Origin of the sequence: Streptomyces sp. NPDC087300, from assembly GCF_044744425.1 — a bacterium.
Taxonomy (GTDB): domain Bacteria; phylum Actinomycetota; class Actinomycetes; order Streptomycetales; family Streptomycetaceae; genus Streptomyces.
On record NZ_JBIUYI010000005.1, the window covers coordinates 262,089 to 277,653 of the forward strand.

At 70.7% G+C, this 15,565-nt stretch carries 16 protein-coding genes; 14 read left to right on the forward strand and 2 right to left on the reverse strand.

Annotated elements, in window-relative coordinates; genetic code table 11:
• Nucleotides 1–79 precede the first annotated feature (79 nt).
• Both ACIO9J_RS21415 and ACIO9J_RS21420 read left to right on the forward strand, forming a co-directional pair.
• Nucleotides 80–505, forward strand: coding sequence for a RidA family protein (locus ACIO9J_RS21415; RefSeq protein WP_402001683.1), 426 nt, complete (start codon nt 80–82; stop codon nt 503–505).
• Nucleotides 506–739: 234 nt separating this feature from the next.
• Complete coding sequence (locus tag ACIO9J_RS21420) at nt 740–1,144, forward strand: ANTAR domain-containing protein (RefSeq protein WP_402001686.1); 405 nt, start codon at nt 740–742, stop codon at nt 1,142–1,144.
• Here the strand turns inward: ACIO9J_RS21420 and ACIO9J_RS21425 are convergent.
• The gene (locus ACIO9J_RS21425) at nt 1,136–2,584 is read right to left on the reverse strand and encodes a PLP-dependent aminotransferase family protein (RefSeq protein WP_402001688.1); all 1,449 of its coding nucleotides are present in this window, start codon (nt 2,582–2,584) and stop codon (nt 1,136–1,138) included. The genes ACIO9J_RS21420 and ACIO9J_RS21425 overlap by 9 nt on opposite strands.
• Before the next feature lie 137 nt (nt 2,585–2,721).
• On the opposite strand from ACIO9J_RS21425, the gene ACIO9J_RS21430 reads away from it, so the two are divergent.
• From ACIO9J_RS21430 to ACIO9J_RS21440, 3 genes are all read left to right on the forward strand, one after another.
• Entirely contained in the window at nt 2,722–3,666 is a 945-nt protein-coding gene (locus ACIO9J_RS21430; protein ID WP_402001691.1) for a DMT family transporter, read from the forward strand.
• A gap of 17 nt (nt 3,667–3,683) precedes the next feature.
• Nucleotides 3,684–4,421 (forward strand): alpha/beta fold hydrolase, encoded by a 738-nt coding sequence (locus ACIO9J_RS21435; protein WP_402001694.1) that lies wholly within the window; start codon nt 3,684–3,686, stop codon nt 4,419–4,421.
• 61 nt (nt 4,422–4,482) lie between these two features.
• Nucleotides 4,483–5,436 carry a phosphotransferase family protein gene (locus ACIO9J_RS21440; protein ID WP_402001697.1) on the forward strand — a complete coding sequence of 318 codons (954 nt, stop codon included), beginning with the start codon at nt 4,483–4,485 and terminating at the stop codon, nt 5,434–5,436.
• Between the two features lie 12 nt (nt 5,437–5,448).
• On the opposite strand, the gene ACIO9J_RS21445 is transcribed toward ACIO9J_RS21440, so the two are convergent.
• Nucleotides 5,449–6,276 carry a MarR family transcriptional regulator gene (locus ACIO9J_RS21445; protein ID WP_402001699.1) on the reverse strand — a complete coding sequence of 276 codons (828 nt, stop codon included), beginning with the start codon at nt 6,274–6,276 and terminating at the stop codon, nt 5,449–5,451.
• A gap of 223 nt (nt 6,277–6,499) precedes the next feature.
• On the opposite strand from ACIO9J_RS21445, the gene ACIO9J_RS21450 reads away from it, so the two are divergent.
• The 9 genes from ACIO9J_RS21450 (at nt 6,500) to ACIO9J_RS21490 (ending at nt 15,517) form a co-directional block, all read left to right on the forward strand.
• Entirely contained in the window at nt 6,500–7,354 is an 855-nt protein-coding gene (locus ACIO9J_RS21450) for an SAM-dependent methyltransferase (protein WP_402001702.1), read from the forward strand.
• Nucleotides 7,355–7,989: 635 nt separating this feature from the next.
• Nucleotides 7,990–8,481: an NUDIX hydrolase gene (locus tag ACIO9J_RS21455; protein WP_402001705.1), complete on the forward strand. Its 492-nt coding sequence runs from the start codon at nt 7,990–7,992 to the stop codon at nt 8,479–8,481.
• Between the two features lie 118 nt (nt 8,482–8,599).
• Nucleotides 8,600–9,619: a Gfo/Idh/MocA family protein gene (locus ACIO9J_RS21460; RefSeq protein WP_402001708.1), complete on the forward strand. Its 1,020-nt coding sequence runs from the start codon at nt 8,600–8,602 to the stop codon at nt 9,617–9,619.
• A 106-nt stretch (nt 9,620–9,725) separates the two neighbouring features.
• Complete coding sequence (locus tag ACIO9J_RS21465; RefSeq protein WP_402001711.1) at nt 9,726–11,015, forward strand: DegT/DnrJ/EryC1/StrS family aminotransferase; 1,290 nt, start codon at nt 9,726–9,728, stop codon at nt 11,013–11,015.
• 73 nt (nt 11,016–11,088) lie between these two features.
• Entirely contained in the window at nt 11,089–11,778 is a 690-nt protein-coding gene (locus ACIO9J_RS21470) for a methyltransferase (protein WP_402001714.1), read from the forward strand.
• Nucleotides 11,779–11,824: 46 nt separating this feature from the next.
• Entirely contained in the window at nt 11,825–12,649 is an 825-nt protein-coding gene (gene hisN, locus ACIO9J_RS21475) for a histidinol-phosphatase (RefSeq protein WP_402001717.1), read from the forward strand.
• Between the two features lie 40 nt (nt 12,650–12,689).
• Nucleotides 12,690–14,258 carry a carbamoyltransferase C-terminal domain-containing protein gene (locus tag ACIO9J_RS21480; RefSeq protein WP_402001720.1) on the forward strand — a complete coding sequence of 523 codons (1,569 nt, stop codon included), beginning with the start codon at nt 12,690–12,692 and terminating at the stop codon, nt 14,256–14,258.
• Nucleotides 14,259–14,345: 87 nt separating this feature from the next.
• Nucleotides 14,346–14,846 carry a hypothetical protein gene (locus ACIO9J_RS21485; protein ID WP_402001723.1) on the forward strand — a complete coding sequence of 167 codons (501 nt, stop codon included), beginning with the start codon at nt 14,346–14,348 and terminating at the stop codon, nt 14,844–14,846.
• Nucleotides 14,847–15,097: 251 nt separating this feature from the next.
• Entirely contained in the window at nt 15,098–15,517 is a 420-nt protein-coding gene (locus ACIO9J_RS21490) for a molybdopterin-binding protein (protein WP_402001726.1), read from the forward strand.
• Nucleotides 15,518–15,565 lie beyond the last annotated feature (48 nt).

Here is a 15,565-nt window from a genome sequence, read left to right on the forward strand (position 1 = left end):
CCTGGACGTGAGGGAGCGTTTCGTAATCTGGGCGGGCGGGCCGGTCCCTTCGGACCGCCCGCCCAGCCGGAGGAGACGCATGTCCAGGAACGAGAGCAGAGGCGCCGTGCCGAACATCGAGAAGATCGCCACCACGCCGGACTGGTACGCGCCGTACCGCATATCGCAGGCCGTGCGGGCCGGTGGCGTCGTGTACGTGTCGGGGCAGGCGGGCTTCGAGGAGGACGGGACGACCGTCGAAGGCGGCTTCCTGGAGCAGGGGCGGCAGGCGTTCCGCAACGTCGGCCGGGTGCTGGAGGCCGCCGGTCTCACCTTCGCGGACGTGGTGAAGGTCGGGATCTTCGTACGGGACATGGCGGCGAACCTGCCGCACGTGATCACGCTGCGCGGCGAGTTCCTCGCCGAGCCCTACCCCGCCGACACCCTCACCGAGGTCGTCGCACTGGCGCAGCCGGACTGGCAGATCGAGGTCGAGGTCATCGCGCTGGACCGCCACGCGGCGTGAGCGCCTAGGGCGTCCCGCACGGCATCGTGCCGGCGATTCGGCCTCTTTCGGGGGGGAATGCACGGAAGAGGTGTCGTGCGGGGCGGCGGACCCTACGGTGAACGTGGTGGCCGGTGGTCACCGGCGTGTCGCGTCGAATCCGCTTCCACGTACCGGGGAGGTTGTGCGTGGACAGGGAACCGAGTGTCGAGAAGTTGCTGGACGACCTGGGCGCGACGACCGAGCGCCGTGCCGATGCGGCTGCGCCAGGACAGCATCGGCAGCCTGCTGCTCCTGCACACCGTCGACCGCGAACTGAAGGCCGATGACCTGCTCCTGGCCCAGGCACTCGCGGACGCGGCCACCATCGGCCTGCTGCACGCCCGCACCATCAGCCAGCAGGAGGCCGTCAACACACAACTGCACACCGCCCTGCACAGCCGCATCATCATCGAACAGGCCAAGGGCGTCCTCGCGGCCCGTCGGCGCATCCCCCTCAACCAGGCCTTCGATGCCATGCGCCGCCACGCGCGCCAACCGCATCCTGCTCGGCCAGGTCGCCCAGGACGTCATCAACGCGGGCCTGCTGCCCGCTGTCCCGCCCGCCGTCCCGCCCGGCGGACGCGTCGGACCGGCGCCCCGCCCCGCGCTCTACTCTGACGCCCGTACCGCCCCGGCCAGGAGCCGCAGGCCCTCGGTGATCCGGGCCGGCGACAGGTGGGCGTAGCCGAGGACCAGGTGCACCCCGTCCTCGGCGGCTGTTGCACCGGTGGCGGACACGCCGTAGTCGGCCAGTGGCCGGACCGCGACGCCGGCCGCCGCGGCCCGCGCCAGGAAGACGTCCTGCGGTCCCCAACGGCCGGGCAGTCGGGCGATGACGTGCAGGCCGGCCGCGATCCCGGTGACCCGGACACCGGGGAAGTGTGCGTGCAACGCGGTCACCAGGGTGTCCCGCCGTTCGCGGTAGGCGCGCTGGCAGCGGCGCAACTGCCGGTCGTAGTCGCCCCGTTCGACGAAGTGGGCCAAGAGCTCCTGGTCGAGGGCCGGATTGCCCAGGTCCATCACCCGCTTGCGCTCGACCACTTCGTCGGCGAGCCCGTCGGGCACCAGCAGCCAGCCGAGCCGCAGTCCCGGAGCGAGCGACTTGCTGACCGAGCCGGTGTACGCGACGTGTTCGGGGTCGAGCCCTTGCAGCGCGCCGACGGGAGCGCGGTCGTAACGGAAGTCCCCGTCGTAGTCGTCCTCGACGATCAGACCGTCGACGGACCGGGCCCAGCCGAGGAGTTCGGCACGCCGCCGTGCCGAGTAGGCGATGCCCGAAGGGAATTGGTGGGCGGGAGTGGTGACGACGGCGCGCACTCCCTGCTCCCGGAGGGCCGTGACGTCCACGCCCTCGACGTCCACCGCGATCCCCTTCGGGGTGATGCCCGCGGCGGTGAGCAGCGTCCCGTGCTCGGGGCTGCCAGGATCTTCGACGCCGATCGTCGTATGCCCCCGTGCGCGGAGCGCCAACGCCAGCAGCGTCGTGGCCTGGGCGACCCCGGAACAGACGATCACCCGCTCCGGCTCGGCGACCACGCCCCTGCGCCGCGCCAGCAGATCGGCCAGGACCGTACGCAGCCGGGGCAGCCCGCGCGGGTCCGGGTAGCCGAGCGTGTGGTGCGGCAGTTCGGCGAGCACCTGGCGGTGGGCGGTGGCCCAGGTGGCACGGGGGAACAGCGACAGGTCGGGGAGGCCGGGCAGGAAGTCCACGCGCGCGTGACCGTCGCGCGGCGCGAGATCGCGCACGGCGGGCGACGCGGCCCGTACGGCGTCCCCCACCCATGTCCCCGAGCCACGACCGCTGCGCAGATAGCCCTCCGCCGTCAACTGCTCGTACGTCTCGGTGATCAGCCCGCGGGACACCCCCAGGTCCGCCGCGAGCTCACGGCTCGCGGGCAGCCGGGTGCCCGCCGTGAGCCGTCCCGACCTGACGGCGTCGCGCAGGGCGGACGCCAGGCTGCGGCCACGGCTGCGCGCGGGGGCGGACGCGGCGGGCAGGAGCAGTTCCCAGGCGGCGCTGCCTACGGGGCGGCCGCCGTCGGCGCGCTGTGCGGTCAAGGTGAAGCACCTCTTCGGGAGGGTGGGCGGGGGAGGGTGCCGGTACGCGGCATTGGGCGCCGCCGGACAAGTGGTCCTCGAAACAGCCGTGGAAGTGGACCTTAATGGGGACCGCTCCCTCTTCCTAACGTCGGGGCATGAACGCGAACTCCTCACGCGGGGCGCTCCTCGCGGGCCTCGCCTGTCTCCTCGTCGGAGGCTCCTTCACGGCCAACAGCCTGCTGGGCGACTACCCCTACGCGGGCGGCCAGTTCCTCCGCTACGGCGTGGCCTGTCTGCTCCTCCTGCTCTGGCTCGGCAGGGGCTCGACGGCAGCGCTGCGCGATCTCTCGCGGCTCCAGTGGGGGCGGCTCGCGCTCCTCGCGGCCGTGGGCATGGTCGGCTTCAACATGGCGATCCTCGCGGCGGAACGCACGGCGGAACCAGCCGTACCGGGTGTCTTCGTAGGATGCGCCCCGGTCGCCGTGGCTATCCTGGTGCCGCTCTCCGCGCGACGCAGGCCTCAACGGGCGGTCCTCTACGGCGCGTTGCTCGTGGCCGCGGGTGCGTTCGTCGTCCAGGGATGGGGCCGGGCGGACGGTCCAGGGCTCCTCTTCTCGGCCGCCGCGCTCGCGGGCGAGGTCGGCTTCGCGGTGCTCGCCGTACCCGTGCTGCGGCCCCTCGGACCCCGACTGCTCGCGGCGACCGTGTGCGGCGTCGCCGCCGTCGAGTCGGCCGCGCTGGGACTGCTCGCCGACGGCGGCGACTTCGTGCGGATGCCGGACCGCACCGAGGGCGCGGCCCTGCTGTGGCAGGCGGCGATCGTCACCGTCATCGGTTTCGTGCTCTGGTACACGGGCCTCCAGCGCATCGGCGCCGAACGGGCCACCCTCTTCTCGGGCCTCATCCCGGTGGCGGCCGCCTGCACGGCCCCGCTGGTGGGCACGGGCAGCTACGGGGCGCCCCAGGCCTTCGGCAGCGCACTCGTCGGCGCCGGGGTGGCCCTGGGGTCAGGGGTCTTCGCCCGGCGCTCCCCGGCGGTGACGGGTACGGGACGGCCCGCCGGTGGAGCGTCGGTAGAGTCGGTCCGAGCAGAGCAGTGATCTTGGGGGAGGGGCTCATGCCGACAGAGGACGCACCGCCCATCGTCTTCGTGCACGGGACGCGGTTCAGCGCGGGACAGTGGAGTGCCCAACTCGACGCACTCCAGAAGGACTTCGACGTGGCAGCCGTCGACCTGCCGGGCCACGGGGCGCGCTCCGCCGAGCCGTGGAGCCTGGACGCGGCCACGGAGATCATCACTTCCGCGGTGGACGCGCTCGACCGCGGACCGGCCCTGGTCGTCGGTCACTCGCTCGGTGGGTACGCCTCGCTGGAGTTCGCGCGGCGCCGCCCCGAACGGCTGCGGGGGCTGGTTCTCGCCGGGGCCAGCGCCTCGACGCGCGGCCCGTGGGCCAGGCCGTACCGGTGGGCCGCCGAACTGGTGCCCCGCCTGCCCGCGCACCGGCTGGAGCGGATGAACGACCGGTTGTTGCGCCGGCTCTACCCTCCGGAGGTGGTGGAGGCGACCATCGCCTCCGGTTACGCCTTCCACACCCTGCCGGCGGCCTGGGGCGAGGTGCTCGGCCGCTTCGACGCCGGTGCGATGCGCGATGTGAAGGTGCCCGCGCTCATCCTCAACGGCGAGAAGGACACGGTCTTCCGGTCGGGCGAACGGGACTTCGCCCGCGCGCACCCGCGCGGGCAGGCCCGCGTCGAGCTGATCCCGAGGGCACGGCATCTCGCGAACTTCGACGACCCGGACGCCTTCACCGACGCGGTCCGCCGTTTCGCCCGGCAGCTGTCCGCGCGCGACTGAGCGGAGCGGAGCGGGCGAGGGGCGGGATCGGCCGGCGCGGCAGCTGGTATCCAATGGATGGATGGAGAACACCCTGATCTCGGACGCCCCGCACGACGACCCGTGGCTCGCGTACTTCACCGGCCGCGGGCACACCGGTGTCCGGCGGATCGGTGCGGGCGTGGAGGGCGTCGTCTACCGGCTGGGCGAGGGCCGGGCCGCCAAGGTGTGGAGCGGTCGGCCGCCCGCTGATTTCGCTCTCACCCGCCAGGTGTACGCGGACATCGCGCGGCATCCGCTGCCGTTCTCCACCCCCGAGATCCTTGACGTGGAGGACGACGAGGGCGTACTCGTGACGTACGAGCGGGAGCTGCCAGGGGCCCCGATGCGCGCAGACTCCGCACACACGGACTACGAGCGCGAGCTGCCAACTCGGCAAAATGAAGCGCTACTTGCTGTCCTGCGCGGCCTGGGCTCCGTGCCTGGAACCGACGCCATGCGGGAGCTGACCGTCCAGGGCGACGACCGCCCGCTGTGGCAGGACCACGACCGCTTCCGGGACGCGCTCGCGGCCCTGGTCGGCAGGGCCGCAGCCCGGCACGGCGCCGCGCTGGCTGCCTGTGTGCCGGACTTCGAGGCGGGCGTCGAGCGCACCCGAATGGCGCTGCGCGCGCTCCCCGACGCCCCGGTGACGGCGATCCACGGCGACCTCGTCCCGCCCAACATCCACGTCGACTCGGCGGGCCGACCCGTCGCGGTGCTCGACTTCGGCTTCTACACGACCGCGGGCGACCCGGCCTTCGAGGCCGCCGTCACCGCCGCCTGCTGGGACATGTACGGGCCCTACGCGCAGGAGCACACCACGGAACTGACCCAGCTCTTCGTCCGCGAACTCGGCTACGCTACAGCGACTCTGACGACCTATCAGGCCGCCTACGCCCTCACGACGTACGACCTCTTCGGCGCGGACGACAGCGACGGGCACTTCCGCTGGTGCGCGGAACTGCTGTGCCGCAACGCCGTGTTCAGCTCCTGAGGCGCGCGCTCCTCACTCCGAACCCGCGGCCACCAGCTTCGCGGTGATGGGTTCGAGCGCGGCGGTCAACTCGTCGAGTTCGGCGGGGGAGAGGGCATCGTACGGCGGGGCGGCGAGCTCGTCGGTGAGCTCTTCGACGCGTTGCTTGGTGGCGCGGCCCGCGTCGGTGAACCGGCCTTCGGCGTCGACGAGTCCGCGCTCGCGCAGGCCGTCCATGACCGCGGCAAGGCGTTCCTTCGGCAGGTGATGGATGCGCCCGAACGACTCCGGCGGATGGATGCCCATCTCCAGCGCGGACAGGACGTGTGCCTCCGTACCGCCGATGCGCGCGCCGACGAGAGCGGCGATGTGCCCGTCGGCGCGGTGCTCACGCAGCATGTTCGCGGAATGCCACAGCCGGGCGACGGGCTCGCTCGGCACCGGAAGGGCGCGCAGCCCCGCGTACATCACCCGGCCTGCCATGGGCGCGCTCGTCGCGGCCTTGGTGGTGAGGTCGGCGGCGCGCACCAGGCCGGGGGAGTCCGCGAGCTCGGCGCCGATGATCCGCCGCACGGACGCCGTGCTGCCCCGCTCCCGTGCGGCGAGGGACGCCTCGGGCGGGATCGTCTCCCACGCGCTCGGAATGTGCCGCGCGGCCTCCCCGTCGGCGAAGCTGTAGAAGGCCGCGTGCACGACCTGCGCGGGTACCCGGCCCAGGGGCGCGGCCCTGCTGGCGAAGTAGCCGTCCCAGTAGGTGCGGTGGCCGAGCGCGGCCAGCTCCTCGTTGCACTCGTCCGCCAGGTAGGTGACCAGGCAGATCGGCTCCAGGAGCTCGAACATACGACGGGCGATGCGGGGCATGGTTCCCATCATGCCAGCGGGCACGGCACAGCCGCAGGTCGTCGACCCGCGCAGGCGGTGAGGCCGTCTTCCGGGGCGGTGGCGTCGGCGAGTAGATTCCTGCCCGCTCCCGGCCGACCGTACGGACAGGACATCGCGCGCTCGCCCGGGAAGCCTCCGGCCTGAAGCCTCCGACCTCAAGCCCATGACCTGTCACCAGGCGAAGCATGCTCGGGAGACCTCTATGACCAACGACCCGTCCGCGCAGCCCACCGCCCCCTCGTCACCGGACGTCGAGCGACCGTACGACGAACCGACCGTGACCGAGACCGAGACCGTGGACGGCGCGACCGTCGACGGGAACATCCACGTCGGCTACTGGGAGAGCGACGCGGACGACCGCTCGCTCGACCGGGCCACCGACCGGCTCACCGACCTCGTGGCGGAGCGGCTGGCCGGCGCGTCCGGCCGGCACCTGCTGGACGTGGGCTGCGGAACCGGACGGCCCGCCCTGCGCATCGCCCGTGCCACCGGCGCCCGCGTCTCCGGAATCTCGGTGAGCGACCAGGACATCGAGCTCGCCAGGACCCGGGCGGACGCCACCGCGCTCGCCGACCGGGTCGACTTCCGGTACGCCGACGCCTGTGCGCTGCCCTTCGAAGCCGCGTCCTTCGACGGCGCCTGGGCGATCGAGTCCATGATGCACATCCCCGACCGGACCGCCGCCCTCACCGAGATCGCCCGGACCCTGCGACCGGGCAGCCCGTTGGTCATCACCGATGTGCTGCTCCGGTCGCCGGTGACCGGGGACGCCGCGGAGATCGTCCGCCGTACGTGCCGGGCGTTCCAGTCACCGTCGCTGCCCGGACCGGACGAGCTCCGCACGGCGCTCGGCCGCGCGGGTCTTGAGGTGGTGGAGTTCACCGACATCGGAGACCGGGTCCGGCGCACCTACCAGGCGTTCGCCGATGCCTTCGAGGATGTCGCGCCCGCCGAGGACGATCCGCATCGCGAGTTCTTCAACTCCACGCGCTCCCTGCCCCTGTTCGGCGCGCTCCCGCAGATCGGCTACGCCTTCCTGGTGGCCCGCCGTCTGTGACCGGCGGGCTTCGGATGACTCGTACGCGCTCTCGAAGCGTGGGGCGCTTGTGGGTGGCGGCCACTCCCGGTGGACGGCCGATCCGGCCAACATATTTCACCGTGCGTCGGCGAGCGGTGGCAAGAAGTAATCGTTCGACGTGAGCGTGCGGGGTGGCGACCGCTCGCTCGCGGCGTAAGGGGATCGGGTTGACGGCGGCCCGCGGATCAGCGCGGGCCGCCCGAACGCCGTGTCCGGACCGATGTGCGACACTCGCCGGACATACCCCTTGAGCATATGAGCCCGAGATGTGTCAAGGAGTAGTTTAGGCGTCCGGAGGATTTCGTAAACGCATTCGCCTTCCGGAATGCAAGGTACTGTTACAGGGCGGAAAATTATGTCCGCCGAAACCGCTGGACTTCACGGTCCGGCAGCAATTCGAGCTTCTTTCGTCCCTTCGTGTTCCTTTTGCCTTTCGACCTGTTCGGCTCTGTGAATATTTTGCCCGGATGTGTGACGCACGTGAATCTCTGTGTGCAGGTGAAATGAGGGAAGAATGGTCAGCTGGTGGCGTGGAAGAAGGCATGTGGCTCCAGGTGCGGCCGGGGGAGTCCCCCGCTCCGCGAGCCGTCGGCCGGGCAGGGTGAACGGCTGACGTGGCCGGCCGGACCGACGTGACCGGGGCGGCCGAACCCCGACTGGTGGTGGGCGCGCTGATCCGCGACCCGTACGACCGGATCTTCGTCCAGCGCCGCTCGCCCGGCCGCCGCCTGTTCCCCGACTGCTGGGACGTCGTCGGCGGAGCCGTGGAGGACGGGGAGGCCCTGCTCGACGCGCTCGGCAGGGAGATAGCCGAGGAGACCGGGTGGCGGCTGCGCCGCGTCCTCGCCAGGGTGGCGCACGAGGAGTGGACGGCGGACGGAGTACGGCACATCGAGTCGGACTACGTCGTGGAGGTGGAAGGAAACCTCGCGGTGCCCGCACTCGAACGGGACAAGCACACCGAGTTCGCCTGGATAGCGGCCGACGAAGTCTCGCTGCTCGACGAGAACACGCGACGCAGCGGAAGCACCTTTATCAAGGACGTCGTGACCGCGGCACACGCCTGGCTCGCCGATTCCTCCGGTGAGAGCCGCAGAGCTCTCTGAAACGTTCGCGGCCAAGGGGGTCGGGCCGTCGTTCCGCGCGCCCGGTCCGGATATCCGCGAGCCTTTCCCGGGCGCCCCGCGCCATCCTCATATATCGCTCCGCGAGGGGATATTCTGCATGCCCAGCGACAGTTCGAATAAGGTGCGCCCGCAGCGGCTGCGCGTATTGACGGTCGGATTCGCCGGACACCAAGGAAAAGAATATCTGCCGATCGTGCGGGAGAGCGCGGACATCGTCGGTGGCGTCGACCCCGCCCCGGCGGCCCCCTCGCTCGCCGACTCCTGGGGATTCCGGCATTTCGATCTCCTCGGCGAGGCGCTCGCACAGGTCGACTTCGACGCCGCCGTGGTCACCGTGCCGCACAGCGAACACTTCCCGGTCTGCACGGAACTCCTGGCGCACGGCAGGCACGTCATCAAGGAGAAGCCGTTCGCCGTCACCGAGCAGGAAGCCCGGCAACTGATCCAGTCGGCGCAACGGGCCGACCGCAGCGTCTTCACGCTGCTGCAGCGGAACTTCAACCCCGTCTTCCAGTTCGCCCGGAAGAATCTCGCGCGGATCGGTGAGCCCTACTGGTTCTCCTACGACTACCACTTCAACTTGGCCCATCCGACCACGGGTTGGCGCGCCTCCAGGGAACAGGCGATGGGCGGTGTGCTCCTCGACATGGGCTACCACCTCATCGACGTACTCAGCGGAATGTTCCCCGAACCCCCGCGGGTGCACGCCGCCTTCGTGCACCAGTACCAGGAGATGCGCGACCGCCGGCTGGAGGATCTCGTCAGCCTCATGTGCAGCTATCCCACGACGGGGCTCGCCGGCTCGCTGCGCATCTCGCGCCACAACCACGAGAAGATCGAGCACCTCTGCGTACTCGGTACGGAGGGTGCGCTGAACGTCGGGCCCAGGGCCGCCACGCTGCACTCCATCGGCGGGCTGCAGTTGGAGCGCCACACCTGGGACGGTCCCAAGACCGACGCCGTGCGTGCCATGTTCGCCCACCACCTGGGCCACTTGGACGACCGCTACTACCGCCAGGACCACCTCCAGCGCCAACTCGCCGCCGTACGCACGATCGACGGGATCTACCGGGACCGGTTACGCGAGCAGAACGCGCTCGCGGACCGGTGCGCCTGACACCAGCGGTCCGGTGCGCCTGACCTCAGCGGCCGTACGCGCATCGCCCCGACCCGACCGACGTGCCGGGCCCGACCCGTTCCACCCCCGAAAGCAGGAAGGACACATGGCCACCGCCGAACCACTCGCCCTCCTCGGAGGCGCGCCCGCCATCGAAAAGCCGCTGCCGCACGAGATCTGGCCGCCCCCCGCCGACCAGGCGGAGCTGTCCGAACTGGCCGAGCAGCGGAACACCGACATCTCCATCAAGGGCAACAGCGGGCCCATCGGCTGGCTGGAGGCCGACTTCCTCGCCTTCCTGGACGGCGGAGCCCGCTTCGCCGTCACCTTCAACTCCGGTACCAGCGCGCTGTTCGCGGCCTACTTCGCGCTCGGCGTACGCGAGGGCGTCGACGTCGTGGGCCCGGCCCTCACCTACCACGCCGCGCTGAGCCCCGTCTTCGCACTCCGCGGGGACGTGGTCCTCGCCGACATCGACCCCGACACCCGAGGTCTCGACCCCAAAGCCCTTCAGGACGCGCTCACCGAGCACACCAAGGTCATCACCGTCGTCCACCAGTGGGGCCACCCCTGCGACATGGACGCGATCCTGCGGATCGCCGAGCAACACGGGCTGCGCGTCCTGGAGGACTGCTCCCACGCCCACGGCAGCCGCTACAAGGGCAAGCCGGTCGGCACCTTCGGTGACGCCGCGGTCTTCTCCCTCCAGGCCAACAAGGCCGTGTACGCGGGGGAGGGCGGCATCCTCGTCACGAGCAACTCCCGGGTGCACGACCGCGCCACCCTCCTCGGGCACTACCGCGACCGCTCCAGGGACGCCGTCCTCGACGACGAGCTGCGCGAACACTGGGTCACGGGCTTCGGCCTGAAGCTGCGGATGTCGCCGTTCAACGCCATCGTCGCCCGGCACGCGCTCGCCGCGTTCCCGGCGCGCAAGGAGGCCAGGCACCGGTGTCTGCGCCACTTCGGCGAGCAACTCGGTGACGTGGCCTACCTGGAGCCGGTGCACGTGGCCGACCACGTCGACATGGGCGCCTGGTACGGCTACAAACCGCTCTACCGGCCCGCGGAGTTGGGCGGCGTCCCCCGCGCCGTGCTCATCCGGGCGCTGCGCGCCGAGGGCATGGAAGTGGGCGCACCCTCCGGCCCACGCCTCTCGACCCTGCCGCTTTACGCCCGCCCGGAGAACCCCCTCTTTCCCGGCACGCCGAAGAAGGGCATCGCACGGGAGGCCGGCTCACACGCCGAGTACGTCGAACGGCACGCGCTGTCGTTGCCGACCTTCACCAACTGGCCCGAGGACACGGCGCTCATCGACCAGTACGCCGAGGCCTTCCGCAAGATCGGGCGGCACCGCGAAGCGCTCGTACGGTACGCGGCCGACCACCCTGGATGACCGACCCGCCCCGATGACCGGCCTGTCCCGGCGACCGACGTCTGACACCACCCCCACCGAAGAGGTAGACACCATGACTGTCAAGGAGTCCCCCGAGGCCGTGGCCCAGGTCCTGCGGCACGCCCTCGTCGGTGACGACCTACCCGACGCCTTCACTTTGCTGGGGCGGGAATGGAGCCTGCACCGAGGCGTCTTCCCCAGCACGCTGAGCGCCGCGACCGAGGTGCTGGCCTCGATCGTGCCCTACCCCGAGGGCGGCTCGTTCCTGGAGGTCGGCTGCGGCACGGGCGTCATCGCCGTGACCGCCGCACTCGAAGGCTGTGCCTCCGTCACCGCGCTCGACATCAACGAGAAGGCGGTGGCCAACACGGTCGCCAACGCCGAGCGGCACGGTGTGAGCGACCGGGTGCGCGTCCTCCACAGCGACATGTACGCGGCGCTCGACCCCATGGACCGCTTCGACACCATCTTCTGGAACGTGCCCTGGACCTACGTGGAGGACGACTTCGCACTCTCCACCGACCTGCACACCGCCGTCTTCGACCCGGGCTACCAGGGCCAGGCCCGCTACATGGCGGGAGCCCGTGAACACCTCGCCGCCGGCGGCAGGTTGCTGCTCGGCACGGCCGACCTCGGGGACCGCGAACGACTCGACGCCCTGGCCGAGGAAGCCGGACTTCGGGTCGAACTGCTGCACCGCGTACGGCGGATCGAGGAAGTACGGGTCATGGAGTACCACATGCTCGAACTGCACCCGAAGTGATCCGGTCGAGCCCCCGAAGCCCACGACGTGTGCAGTGAGGCGCCCCATGGCACTACAGGCCGATCTCGACCTTGCCCTGCAACTGGCCGCTGTCGCCGATGACATCACCAACCGCCGCTTCCGCGCCCGCGACCTCCGCGTCCGGCAGAAGCCGGACCGTACGCCCGTGACGGACGCGGACACCGCCGTCGAGACGGCCGTACGCGAGGCGCTGAAGTCCGCCCGCCCGGACGACTCCTTCGCGGGGGAGGAGACCGGCGGCTCGGTCACGGCCGGGCGTACCTGGATGGTCGACCCCATCGACGGCACCAAGAACTTCCTGCGCGGAGTGCCGGTCTGGGCCACCTTGATCGCGCTCCTGGAGGACGGCAGACCCACCGTCGGCGTCATCAGCGCCCCGGCCCTGCGCAGCCGTTGGTGGGCGGCGGCCGGGCAGGGCGCCTGGCTGCGGCGCGGGGACGCCGACAGCGCGCCCCAGCGCCTGTACGTCTCCGACAACGCCCTCCTCGCCCATGCCTACGTGTCCACCACCAGCACACGTACCTGGGACACCTTCCACTCGCGGGCGGCGTATCTGCGCCTGGCCGAAGCGTGCTGGGAGGACCGGGCCTTCGGTGACTTCCTCCAGCACTGCATGGTCGCCGAGGGCACGATCGACATCGCGGCCGAACCGGTCGTGAACCCCTGGGACATCACCGCCGTGCAGATCCTCGTGGCGGAAGCGGGCGGTGTCTGCACCGATCTCCTGGGCGCCTCGCCCCAAGGCGGCACCGGCGCCCTGTCCGCCAACCCGCGACTGCACCAACTCGCCCTGAAGGTCCTCGCGGCCCCGCCTCCGCTACGGGCGGCACCCGAACCCGGGCCGCTCTGATCGATCCACAGAGAATCGCGAATCCACAGAGAAACGGACCATGATGCTGATTCTTTCCCTGAAGGAAGGCCACGACGGGGCGATCGCAGCCGTCGAGGACGGCAAGCTGCTCTTCTCCCTGGAGGCGGAGAAGGACTCGTTCGTCCGCTACAGCGGCCTGACCGCCGAGGCGTTCGCCGTCGCGTCGGACCGGCTGGACAAACAGCCCGACGTCGTCGCGATGAGCGGCTGGATCAAGGGGACCCAGGCCACCGACCAGCCCTCGCGCGCCGGGTACTACGGAGTGGGCGAGTCCGCGATCTCGGACGAGGCGGGCCGGTTCTTCGGGAAGTCCGTGCGGGTCTTCTCCTCGACGCACGAGCGCTCCCACATCATGACGTCCTACGGGATGTCGGCGTTCCGGCGCGACCAGCCCTTCTACAGCCTGGTGTGGGAAGGGAACATCGGCTCGTTCTACCGCATCGACGAGCACGGCAAGGTCACCCATCTCCAGGAGGTGCTCAACTACCCGGGCAACAAGTACTCCTACGGCTTCGCGCTCGCGGACCCCAAGTACAGCCCGCACGAGGAGTTCGTGCGTTTCCAGGACGCGGGCAAGCAGATGGCACTGGCAGGCTTCGCCGAGAACCGGCCGACGACCCGGGCGGAACGAGAAGTGATCGACTTCATCCTCGGCCAGAGGGAGGTCATCACCGGCCGCCTCAAGGACCGGATGACCGATTCCCCGTTCCACGACATCGGCGTGGAGACGGACGCGTACAAGAGCCTCGCCGCCCGCCTGTCGGACGCCATCTTCGACCGGTTCCACGCATACGCCAGGGAGAACCTGACGGAGGGCCTCCCCCTGCTCATCTCGGGCGGCTGCGGGCTCAACTGCGAGTGGAACCGCCGCTGGCGCGAGTGCGGACTCTTCCCCGCGGTCTTCGTCCCGCCGTGCCCCAACGACAGCGGCTCCGCGATCGGGACCGCCATCGACGCCCAGCACTTCTACACCGGTTCGGCCGATCTGGACTGGGACGTCTACGCGGGCGGCGAATTCGTGGAGGACACGGCATTCGACCCGCAGCGCTACGAGATCCGTCCGGTGCGCTACGACGAGATCGCCCGCTATCTCCGCGACGGAAACATCATCGGCTGGGCGCGCGGCCGCTGGGAGATCGGCCCCCGCGCGCTCGGGAACCGCTCGATCCTGGCGGCGCCCTTCACCGTGGAGACGACGGCCAGGCTCAACAAGATCAAGCAGCGCGAGGGCTACCGTCCCATCGCCCCGATCTGTCTGGAGCAGGACGCGGGCCGATGGTTCGGCGGCGGGGTCCCCGATCCCTACATGCTGTACTTCAGCCAGGTCGACTCCGGCGAACTCCGCGCGGTGACGCACGTCGACGGAACGGCACGCACCCAGACGGTCGACCCGAAGGCGAACCCCGAAATGGCCGCGCTGCTCACGTCCTTCGGGGAGCTGACCGGCTTCAGCGTCCTGTGCAACACCTCGCTCAACTACTCGGGACGCGGCTTCATCAACCGCACCAGCGACCTGATGACGTACGGCGAACTGCACGGCCTGGACGGCTACGTGGTGAACGACGCCTTCATCACGCCGCGCCGCTAGGCCGCCCGCCCGTGACGCTGCCCGCATCGGGCCCGCGAGCGCCGCGCGGGCTGGGCAGGATCCCGGGGCGGCCCGATACTCGCCGGCATGGAAGTGCTCGTGGCGCTGATCGGTGTCGCCGGAGGGCTCTGCGGAGCCCTCCTGGGGGCCCGGCTGGGGCTGCGTCAGGCGACCAAGGTCGCGCGCATCGATCCTCGACGGGCCGCCTGTGAGAACTTCCTCGCCAAGGCGGAGAACGAGGCGAGGGCGATGTACCGCAACGCGACGGCCCTCAACGATCCGAGTGTGGCGCGGGAGCGGCTGGACGAGGCCGGCGAGCGCGTCAACGAGGCTTCGTGGGAGCTCGGGTTCGCGATCGTCAGACTGCGCATGCACGTCCGCGGCCCGGAACTGGACGACCACCTCGGCCTGCTCTTCAGAGAGCGGGAACAGGCGGGACGGCTCCTGCTCGACTGGGAGGCCGCGCTCCGCGGCGACGACCGGGCCGCCGCCGAGCACTGCTACGACTGGTGGCCCAGCTACGCGCAGGAGGTCATCGCCCATCTCCACCTGATGGGCACCTGGTTCAACGAACTCCTGGACGAGTAGCCGGCACCCGCGGCGGCGGAAGGCGCATCCGAAAGGCGCTGAGGGAAGGGGCCGAGAGTCCGGACAAGTGGCGACCTTGGGCCCTGTCGAATCTGCCAGCCTGGAGCTCGGATCCGCCTGGTGGATGCGATGGCCTCACAAACGGATGTTTGCGGACGTATTACCTTCGGGGGCATGGCGGGTCGCCCTTACGGGCTGCCCCGCTTCCCGCCCCCTTCCCCCGTTCCCCCGATTCCGTGAGGCGCCACCCCATGAGCCTGAGCATCCGCAACCAGATCCCCGGCACCGTCGCGTCCGTCACCACCGGCGAAGCCATGGCGACCGTGAAGGTCCGCCTCGCGGGCGGTCAGGACGTCACCGCCGCGATCACCACCGAGTCCGTCAAGGAGCTCGGTTTCGCCGAGGGCTCCGAGGTGAAGATCCTCGTGAAGTCCACCGAGGTCTCGCTCGCCACCGGTCCGGTCCAGGGCCTGTCGATCCGCAACCAGATCGCGGGCACCGTCACCGACATCGCCTCCGGTGGTGCGATGGCCTCCGTCAAGGTCGACGTCGAGGGCGGCGCGCTCACCGCGGCCATCACCAACGACGCCGTCGCCGACCTGGGCCTCGCGGCCGGCTCCTCGGTCGTCGCGCTGATCAAGTCGACCGAGGTCTCGCTCGCCACCGTCTGATCGAGCACCGCACGGCGGGCCCGCACTCCTCCGGGGGTGCGGGCCCGC

Coding starts and splice junctions, on each gene's coding strand:
- hisN (WP_402001717.1), top strand. CDS start 11,825: ATGGCACTACAGGCCGATCTCGACCTTGCCCTGCAACTGGCCGCTGTC.
- ACIO9J_RS21460 (WP_402001708.1), top strand. CDS start 8,600: ATGCCCAGCGACAGTTCGAATAAGGTGCGCCCGCAGCGGCTGCGCGTA.
- ACIO9J_RS21470 (WP_402001714.1), top strand. CDS start 11,089: ATGACTGTCAAGGAGTCCCCCGAGGCCGTGGCCCAGGTCCTGCGGCAC.
- ACIO9J_RS21480 (WP_402001720.1), top strand. CDS start 12,690: ATGATGCTGATTCTTTCCCTGAAGGAAGGCCACGACGGGGCGATCGCA.
- ACIO9J_RS21485 (WP_402001723.1), top strand. CDS start 14,346: ATGGAAGTGCTCGTGGCGCTGATCGGTGTCGCCGGAGGGCTCTGCGGA.
- ACIO9J_RS21415 (WP_402001683.1), top strand. CDS start 80: ATGTCCAGGAACGAGAGCAGAGGCGCCGTGCCGAACATCGAGAAGATC.
- ACIO9J_RS21465 (WP_402001711.1), top strand. CDS start 9,726: ATGGCCACCGCCGAACCACTCGCCCTCCTCGGAGGCGCGCCCGCCATC.
- ACIO9J_RS21450 (WP_402001702.1), top strand. CDS start 6,500: ATGACCAACGACCCGTCCGCGCAGCCCACCGCCCCCTCGTCACCGGAC.
- ACIO9J_RS21420 (WP_402001686.1), top strand. CDS start 740: ATGCGGCTGCGCCAGGACAGCATCGGCAGCCTGCTGCTCCTGCACACC.
- ACIO9J_RS21440 (WP_402001697.1), top strand. CDS start 4,483: ATGGAGAACACCCTGATCTCGGACGCCCCGCACGACGACCCGTGGCTC.
- ACIO9J_RS21430 (WP_402001691.1), top strand. CDS start 2,722: ATGAACGCGAACTCCTCACGCGGGGCGCTCCTCGCGGGCCTCGCCTGT.
- ACIO9J_RS21445 (WP_402001699.1), bottom strand. CDS start 6,276: ATGCCCCGCATCGCCCGTCGTATGTTCGAGCTCCTGGAGCCGATCTGC.
- ACIO9J_RS21435 (WP_402001694.1), top strand. CDS start 3,684: ATGCCGACAGAGGACGCACCGCCCATCGTCTTCGTGCACGGGACGCGG.
- ACIO9J_RS21490 (WP_402001726.1), top strand. CDS start 15,098: ATGAGCCTGAGCATCCGCAACCAGATCCCCGGCACCGTCGCGTCCGTC.